Here is a 7,442-nt window from a genome sequence, read left to right on the forward strand (position 1 = left end):
GGGCGAGCGCGCGGGCCATCGGGAGGGCGGTCGGCGGGAAGAGGCCCGCGTCGTCGACGAGCGCGGCGAGCAGCGCGGCGGGCACGGTCATGCGCGCGGCCCCCGCCCCGCCCAGGTCCACGCGTACGCCCCGTCGTCGCTCGCCCGCCCGCCCTCGCCCAGTTCCAGGGGCCGGAACGTGTCGACCATGACGGCGAGTTCGTCGAAGAACTCCACGCCGATGGAACGCTCGTACGCGCCCGGCTGCGGCCCGTGGCTGTGCCCGCCCGGGTGCAACGAGACCGAGCCCTGTCCGATCCCCGATCCCTTGCGCGCCTCGTAGTTCCCGCCGCAGTAGAACATCACCTCGTCGCTGTCCACGTTCGAGTGGTAGTACGGCACCGGGATCGACAGCGGGTGGTAATCCACCTTGCGCGGCACGAAGTTGCAGATGACGAAGTTGTTCCCCTCGAAGACCTGGTGCACGGGCGGCGGCTGGTGGACCCGCCCGGTGACCGGCTCGAAGTCGGCGACGTTGAAGGTGTACGGGTACAGGCAGCCGTCCCAGCCGACCACGTCGAAGGGGTGCTCCGCCTGCGTGAAGCGCGTCCCGACGACCTCGCCGCCCGCGCCCCGGTGCTTCACCAGGATCTCGACGTCCTGCCCCTGGCCCTCGACGAGTTCCGCGGGGCCGTGCAGGTCCCGCTCGCAGTACGGCGCGTGTTCGAGGAGCTGCCCGTACCGGGAGAGGTAGCGCGAGGGCGGTGCGATGTGGCTGTTGCCCTCGACGCAGTAGACGCGCAGCGGCTCGTCCCCCTCGGGCAGCCAGCGGTGCGTCGTCGCGCGCGGCAGCACGACGTAGTCCCCGGCGCGCGCGGTGAGCCGGCCGAAGGCGGTCTCGACGACCGCGCGGCCCGACTCGACGTACACGCATTCGTCGCCGAGCCCGTTGCGGTACAGCGGCGAGGGCGCGCCCGCGACCGCGTACGAGATCCGTACGTCGCCGTTGCCGAGCACGAGCCGCCGCCCCGTCACGACGTCCGAGTCCCGCCAGCGCTCGCCCTTGACGAGTCCGTGCAGCGCGAAGTGGCGCGGCAGGAGGGGGTGGTTGGGGACGGTGCGCTGGTCGGGCAGCTCCCACACCGTGGAATCGGTGATCGCGGAGGGGATGTGGCGGTGGTAGAGGAGCGACGAGTCGGACGAGAAGCCCTCCTCACCCATCAGCTCCTCGTAGTACAGGCCGCCTTCGGGGCCGCGGTGCTGGGTGTGGCGTTTGGGGGGAATGTCGCCGAGGGCGCGGTAGTGGGGCACGGGGTCTCCTCTCGCCCGGGGGAGCGGGCACTCTGCCGGCGGCTCGTGGGATATGCGAGCAGACTTCCCCGTCCCGGCGCGCGGGGTCGCCGTCGTGTCACCCGGACGGGGCGGCATTGCGATGCGGATGGTGCGGGACGGGCGTCGGTGTTGCGATTATCGAGACAGTGCGGATTGAATGTTGCAACACTGTGGGGAGACGGCCCGCGCCGCGTCAAGGGGCCGGGGCGAAAGTGACGGCGAAGGAGTACGGATGACGGCGCGTGAGGCGGACGCGGGGCGCGAGAGTGCGCCCGCGCGCCGGGCGGACGGGGCGCAGACGCTGGAGCGCGGGCTCGGCGTGCTGCGGATGCTCGCCGAGGCGCCGCACGGACTGCGCGCCTCGGAGGTCGCCACCGCGCTCGGGGTGCACCGCTCGATCGCGTACCGGCTGCTCACGGCGCTGACCCGCAGTCACTTCGCCGCGCGCGACGCCGCCGGGCGCTACCGCGTCGGCGTCGCCTTCTACACGCTCGCCCAGCGCGCCCGCCCGCCGCTCGTCGACGTCGCGATGCCGGTGCTGCGCGCCCTCGCCGTCGAACTCGGCGCCACCGCCTGCCTCGTGGTCCCCGACGGCGCGCACGCGGTCGCCGTCGCCGTCGTCGAACCCCCGGGCCCTGGCCCGCGCTTCTCGTACGGGGTCGGCCACCGCGACCCGCTCGACCGCGGCTCCGCGGGGCTCGCGCTGCTCTCGGCGGGGGAGGCGCTGCCGGGCGAACCGGAACGCGTCACCGAGGTCCGCGCGCGCGGCTGGGCCATCACGCACGAGGAGGTCACACCCGGCACGATCGGCGTCGCGGCCCCCGTCCACGCCCCCGAGCCCGCCGACCCGGCGGCGATCAACGTCATCACCCACCGCGCCCCGGTCGCGGACCGCGCGGTCCCGCTGGTCGTGGCCGCCGCGCGGCGTATGGAGGAGCTGCTCGCGGGGGAGGACTGAGACGGGGCGCGTGGGATGATCAAGACCCGCGCACGAGGTGACAAGGAGCCCGCGATGTCAGGGTTGTTCGACAGCCTGAAGAACTTCAAGGAGAAGGCCGAGGAACTGGCCGGGGAGCACAGCGAGAAGATCGCGGGCGGCCTGGAGAAGGCCGGCGACTTCATCGACGCCCGCACCGACGGCAAGTACAGCGAGAAGATCGACACGGGCGTCGACAAGGCACAGGACTTCGTGGAGAAGCTGGGGGAGAAGCAGAGGGCGGACGAGAAGCTGAGCGAGGACTGAGGAAGCGGGGTGGGTGGGGCCGGGGTGCGGCTCCAGGGTGACGCGCGAGGTGCTGCCGCGCTGACCCGGGCCGGGGTCTATCCCCCGGGCCGGGACTCGACCGCGTCCCAGGAGTGGGCCCGGGAACCGTTCTCCCGGCTCACGGACTTCTTCGGCCGAGCGGCGGCCTCGGTCGAGGCGATGCCGCTCCGGATCGGCTGAGGGGCCTGCGGGTGGGGCGGCTCCGGGGCCGTACCCTGCCCGACCGCCTCCCCCGCCTCCCGTACGCGCCGCCAGGCCCGTGCCACCTCCGCCGCGTTCTCCGCGTGGAAGCGGAAGGCCCGGGCCTCCGCCGAGGAGCCCAGGGGGCGGGTGAAGGCGAGGGGTTCGGTCAGTTCCACCGTCAGCGTCGTCATACCGCCCACCGGGAGGTCCGCCGTGCCCGAGGCGGTCACCGCGCCGAGGCGCGCGTCCGGGAAGGCGCGGTCCGCGCGGAGGCGCGCGATGCGGGAGGCGGGGACCGTGACGTCGAGGAGCGGCCCGTAGCGCAGCCGCAGCGAGCCGTCGGCACCCAGGACGTGCGGGCGCACGACGCACGAGGCGTGCAGCGCGAGGACGTACCAGCAGCCCCACAGGTCGAAGACGAGAACCGGCACGTGCAGCCACGGCCACGGGATGACGACCGCCAGGACGGCCGTCTCGGCGACCGCGACGAAGAGCAGGCCGTACATCATCGCCGACTGGGCGGGCGCGTACGGGGCGGCGGTGTCGCCCTCGCCGACGCCGTCCGGGCCCCGGCGGCCCACCCAGCGCCCGAGGCCGCGCCACAGGGTGAGTTCGTGGCCCACGAGACGGCCCACGAGACGGCCCACGAGACCGCGCGCGAGACGGCGCACGAGACCGCGCGCGGGCCGGGGAAGAGGCGACCGTCTCATGGCTTCCGCTCCTTCAGGAGGCTGATCACGCGGCGCAGGACGGCGGCCTGCGCCGGGGCGAAGTCCGCGTAGAGGGCGTCGAGGAAGGCGTTGTCCGCCGGGTCGCCGGGGGCGAGCGGGAGGTCTGCGGGGAGGAGGGCGACCAGCTCGTCGGCCGTCTCCTCGACGCGGGGGTCGTCCGGCGCGGCGCTCGCCAGCTCGTCGAGGCGTGCGTACAGGGCGTACGCGCGGCGCGTCGCCTCCGGATCGGCGGTGAACGCCCCGGCGAGCGGGCCGAGCCAGTCGCCCGCGGCGGAGGCGGACGTGTCGAGGAGGGCGAGGAGGCGGCGGTCGAGGGCGAGCGAGGCCGGCTCGGGGCCCGCGAGGTGCGCGGCGGCGCGGTCGAAGTCGGCGAAGAGCGCGGCGAGCGCGGGCGAGACGGGGGCCTCGGGCGGGAGACCGCCGTCCGCTTCCGCCTGCGCGAGGAGGTCCCGCAGCCGGGCGCGGCGCCGCCGGATCGACTCCTCCTGCCGCGCGAGGTCGGCGTCCAGCTCGGCCAGGATCTCCACGAGGTCCTTGCCCGCGTCGTCCGCGAGCACGTCCCGTACCTCGTCGAGGCTCAGCCCCAGCTCGGTCAGCCGCCGCACCCGGGCCAGCTCGACGGCATCGCGCAGGCCGTACTCGCGGTAGCCGTTGGGCCGCCGCGCGGGCTCGGGCAGGAGCCCGATCCGGTGGTAGTGGCGAACGGTCCGGGTACTCACACCGGCCACGGCGGCCAGCTCTCCGATGCGCATGAGGCCAGTAGAAACCTTGACGTCGCGACAAGGTCAAGGGGGCGCGAGACGTGGTCGAGGGGCGGGAGGGACGTGCGCGGGGAGGTCACCTGCGCCTTTGCGTGCAGTCTATTCCGACTGATAGTTTTCGACCATGCCGCGACGCGCTCTCGACAACCCCCTCGTCCCCGACCTCCTCGGCCTCCTCCTGGAGGGCGACGCACACCCCCACCAGCTCCTCGCCGCGCTCCAGACGGACGGCGGGGCCCGCGCCTCGGTCGCCCACCGCGGCACGGTCTACAACACCGTCGCCGCCCTCGCCGAGGCCGGCTGGATCACCCCGCTGGGCCGCGAGCGCGAGGGCAACCGCCCGGAGCGCACCGTGTACACGCTCACCCCCGCGGGCCGCGCCGAACTCGTCCGCCGCCTCGATGCGGAGATCCGCGACCCGCGCCGCGAGTTCTCCCGCTTCCTCGGCGCCGTCGCCCACCTCGGCGCGCTCGGCCCGCGCGGCGCCGAGTCCGCGCTCACCGAACGCGCCACGCGCCTCGGCACCCGCATCGCCGAGGACGAGGAGCGCCTGGCCGGGGCGCACGCGCGAGGAGTCCCGCGCCTCTTCGTCATCGAGGCCGAGTACGCGCTGACGCTCGCGCGCGCCGAACTCGGCTGGCTGCACGGGCTCGTGGACGAGATCCGCACCGGAACGCTCGCCTGGCCCGCCTCGAAGGAGTCCGCGTGATCTTCGGCGTCTATCCCGGCGGCGCGGCGGGCGACGACACCGGCGGACTCGCGACCGGCGCGCCCGACGACCCCGCGCGCGTGAGCGAAGCCCTCGACCGGCTCCAGGGCCCGGCGGGCCGCCCCTTCCTCGTCCGCGCCTACCTGCAGTACGAGGACGGGAACGGCGGTCGCCTCGCCACCGCGGCCCCCGCCGACGCGGAGCGGTACGCGGTACGGGGCCGCCGCCTCGACCTCGTCGCGCAGTACCGTTCCGCCTCCGGGGACGTGGCCGGATACCTGGACTGGCTGCGCGCGCTCGTCGACCGGTACGGGGCGGTGACGGACACGCTCCAGGTGACCGAGGAACCGAACGTCGTCGGCAACCCGACGCTCGACGGGGACTACCCGCGCGTGCGCGAGGCGATCATCGAGGGAGTACAGGCCGTCAAAGAGCGCGCCCGCGCGCTCGGCCACCTCCACCTGCGCACGGGCTTCAACACGACACCGCTCTTCGGCCCGGCGGCCGGTTTCGTCGCGGACCTCGTACGGGAGGGCGGCGAGGACTTCACGACGGCACTCGACTACATCGGCCTCGACTTCTTCCCCGACGTCTTCCGCCCGATACCGCCCGCCGAGTTCACGGCAGCCGTCTCCGGCCTCCTCCGCCACCACCGCGAGGCGGTCCTCGCCCCCGCCGGTCTCGCCGGACTCCCGCTCCACCTCACGGAACACGGCTGGCCGACCGGTCCCGACCGCTCCCCGCGGCGCCAGGCCGAGATCGTCGAGGCGGTCGTACGCCTGGCCGCCGCCGAACCCGGCGTCGCGGCGTACACGCACTTCGCCCTCCGCGACGCGGACAGCACGCGCCCCGGCCTCTTCCACCGCTTCGGCCTGATGACGGACAGGTACGACCCGAAGCCGGCGTTCGACGTGCTGAGGGGGCTGGTGCGGCGGTACGCGTGATCGGGTACCGCCGCGCCCGGGACGCCGGGGCGCCGGGGTGTGGGCACCGGGGTTCCGGGTCGCCGGGGCGGCGGTGGTCCAGACCGTAGGGAGTGGTGGGGCGGGGCGTCAACGAGGACGGGCGGGACTGGCGGGAAATCGGGGTCAGTCGGTGCGGATCAGGAGGGTGGCCGGGGCAGTGGCGAACAGGTCGGCGCACGGGACTCCGCCCTCGTGGACCTCGTCGGAGCGCTCCCGGACGGCCTCGCGCCAGCGACCCGGCGGCAGCGTCAGGACCGTGCCGTTCCAGCCACCCCCTTCCGCGAGCCGCGCCGCGAGGCGGGTCACCGCCGTGAGGACGTGGTCCGAGCGGACGAACGCGAGGCAGTGGGACGCCGCGGGGCCGCTCGCGGGCAGCGGCGCGTACGACGCGTCCTCGCCGAAGCAGTCCGGGCGCTCGCGGCGCAGGCGCAGCGCGGCGGCGGTCAGGGCCAACTTCTCCTCGGGGAGGTCGCGCGGCGCCCGGCCCCCGTCCAGGGACCGGAGCGTGTCCCGGACGTCCGGTGGCGTCCGCCTGTTGTCGGGGTCCACCAGCGTCCGCGACTCCGTCTCGGTGCCCTGGTAGACGTCGGGGACGCCCGGCATCGTCAGGTGCAGGAGCGCGCCGCCGAGGACGTTCGCCCGGATGTACGGGGCGAGTTCGGCGCGCAGCTCGGCGAGCCGCCCGCCGAGCGCCGCGCCGCACGGGCCCGCCGCGACGAAGCGCCGCACCTCCTCCTCGTACGCCCCGTCCTGCTCCGTCCACGACGTGCGCAGCCCCGCCTCTCGTACGTGCTTGAGCAGCGCCCCGCCGAGTCGTTCCGCGTCCGTGCTGCCGAAGCCGAAGGCGAGCTGCCACGCCGCCCAGCCGAGGTGCGGATCGGGCGCGGGGCACGCGGCGGCGGCCTCGGCGAGGAACGCGCCCCAGCGTTCGGGCACTTCGCTCAGCACCGCGATGGCCGCGCGCACGTCCGCGCTCCGCTTCGTGTCGTGCGTCGAGAGGACCGTGCCCGTCAGTGGCCAGTCGCGCTGCACGCGCCCGCAGTACGCGTGGAAGACGTCCGGCGCGAGCGCGGGCGCGCCCGGGTCGCCGCCCACCTCGTTCACCGAGAGCAGCGGCACGTACCGGTAGAAGGCCAGGTCCTCGACGGACTTCGCACGCAGCGCCGACGCCGTCTGCGCGAACCGGGTCCTGAACGCCTCGTACGCCGGCCCGTCGCCGCGCCTGCCGAGCGCCAGTTCCCGTACCAGCGCGACCGTTTCCGCCTCCTCGGGCACCGTGAAGACCGCCGATGCCTCCTCGGCCGCCTGCGCCGAGACGACGTCCTCGGGCGCCGCGCCCGCGTCGCGCGCCGGGTAGGGGCGGTAGACGGGGACGCGGACGAGGAGTTCGCGCAGCGCCGTGCGCAGCGCCCACGGCGCGTGGTCGCGCACCGCGACGTCCTCGCGCGCGATCCGCGCCGCGTACCGCACGAGCGTCTCGACCTCGGCCGCCAGCTCGTGCGTCACGACGTGGTACGC

Annotated in this window: 7 protein-coding genes and 1 pseudogene; 4 read left to right on the top strand and 4 right to left on the bottom strand. The window is 74.8% G+C overall.

Features of this window, described 5'->3' with window-relative positions:
* Positions 1 to 87: 87 nt before the first annotated feature.
* Positions 88 to 1,290, bottom strand: a complete 1,203-nt coding sequence (locus tag G3I42_RS19135; RefSeq protein ID WP_164287566.1) for a cupin domain-containing protein — start codon at positions 1,288 to 1,290, stop codon at positions 88 to 90.
* Between the two features lie 253 nt (positions 1,291 to 1,543).
* On the opposite strand from G3I42_RS19135, the gene G3I42_RS19140 reads away from it, so the two are divergent.
* Together G3I42_RS19140 and G3I42_RS19145 are read left to right on the top strand one after the other, a co-directional pair.
* The gene (locus G3I42_RS19140; protein WP_164287568.1) at positions 1,544 to 2,269 is read left to right on the top strand and encodes a helix-turn-helix domain-containing protein; all 726 of its coding nucleotides are present in this window, start codon (positions 1,544 to 1,546) and stop codon (positions 2,267 to 2,269) included.
* A gap of 54 nt (positions 2,270 to 2,323) precedes the next feature.
* Positions 2,324 to 2,554 carry an antitoxin gene (locus G3I42_RS19145; protein ID WP_203607022.1) on the top strand — a complete coding sequence of 77 codons (231 nt, stop codon included), beginning with the start codon at positions 2,324 to 2,326 and terminating at the stop codon, positions 2,552 to 2,554.
* A gap of 77 nt (positions 2,555 to 2,631) precedes the next feature.
* On the opposite strand, the gene G3I42_RS19150 is transcribed toward G3I42_RS19145, so the two are convergent.
* Both G3I42_RS19150 and G3I42_RS19155 read right to left on the bottom strand, forming a co-directional pair.
* Positions 2,632 to 3,468, bottom strand: coding sequence for a hypothetical protein (locus G3I42_RS19150; protein WP_239096551.1), 837 nt, complete (start codon positions 3,466 to 3,468; stop codon positions 2,632 to 2,634).
* Positions 3,465 to 4,241 (bottom strand): MerR family transcriptional regulator, encoded by a 777-nt coding sequence (locus G3I42_RS19155; protein ID WP_164287570.1) that lies wholly within the window; start codon positions 4,239 to 4,241, stop codon positions 3,465 to 3,467. Before G3I42_RS19155 ends, G3I42_RS19150 begins: the two co-directional genes overlap by 4 nt.
* A 133-nt stretch (positions 4,242 to 4,374) precedes the next feature.
* Here G3I42_RS19155 and G3I42_RS19160 point away from each other — a divergent pair, with 133 nt between their 5' ends.
* On the top strand, positions 4,375 to 4,959 hold the full coding sequence (locus G3I42_RS19160) for a PadR family transcriptional regulator (RefSeq protein ID WP_164287572.1): 585 nt from the start codon (positions 4,375 to 4,377) through the stop codon (positions 4,957 to 4,959).
* Positions 4,956 to 5,903 (top strand): hypothetical protein, encoded by a 948-nt coding sequence (locus G3I42_RS19165; RefSeq protein WP_164287574.1) that lies wholly within the window; start codon positions 4,956 to 4,958, stop codon positions 5,901 to 5,903. The genes G3I42_RS19160 and G3I42_RS19165 overlap by 4 nt, the downstream gene beginning before the upstream one ends.
* A 144-nt stretch (positions 5,904 to 6,047) precedes the next feature.
* Here the strand turns inward: G3I42_RS19165 and G3I42_RS19170 are convergent.
* Positions 6,048 to 7,442: pseudogene (locus tag G3I42_RS19170) on the bottom strand (malto-oligosyltrehalose synthase); the annotation flags it as partial.

Origin of the sequence: Streptomyces sp. SID11385, assembly GCF_010548245.1 — a bacterium.
Classification (GTDB): domain Bacteria; phylum Actinomycetota; class Actinomycetes; order Streptomycetales; family Streptomycetaceae; genus Streptomyces.

Bases quoted from the DNA above. Each gene is read 5' to 3' on its own strand.
- G3I42_RS19140 (WP_164287568.1), top strand. From the start codon at position 1,544: ATGACGGCGCGTGAGGCGGACGCGGGGCGCGAGAGTGCGCCCGCGCGC.
- G3I42_RS19145 (WP_203607022.1), top strand. From the start codon at position 2,324: ATGTCAGGGTTGTTCGACAGCCTGAAGAACTTCAAGGAGAAGGCCGAG.
- G3I42_RS19150 (WP_239096551.1), bottom strand. From the start codon at position 3,468: ATGAGACGGTCGCCTCTTCCCCGGCCCGCGCGCGGTCTCGTGCGCCGT.
- G3I42_RS19155 (WP_164287570.1), bottom strand. From the start codon at position 4,241: ATGCGCATCGGAGAGCTGGCCGCCGTGGCCGGTGTGAGTACCCGGACC.
- G3I42_RS19160 (WP_164287572.1), top strand. From the start codon at position 4,375: ATGCCGCGACGCGCTCTCGACAACCCCCTCGTCCCCGACCTCCTCGGC.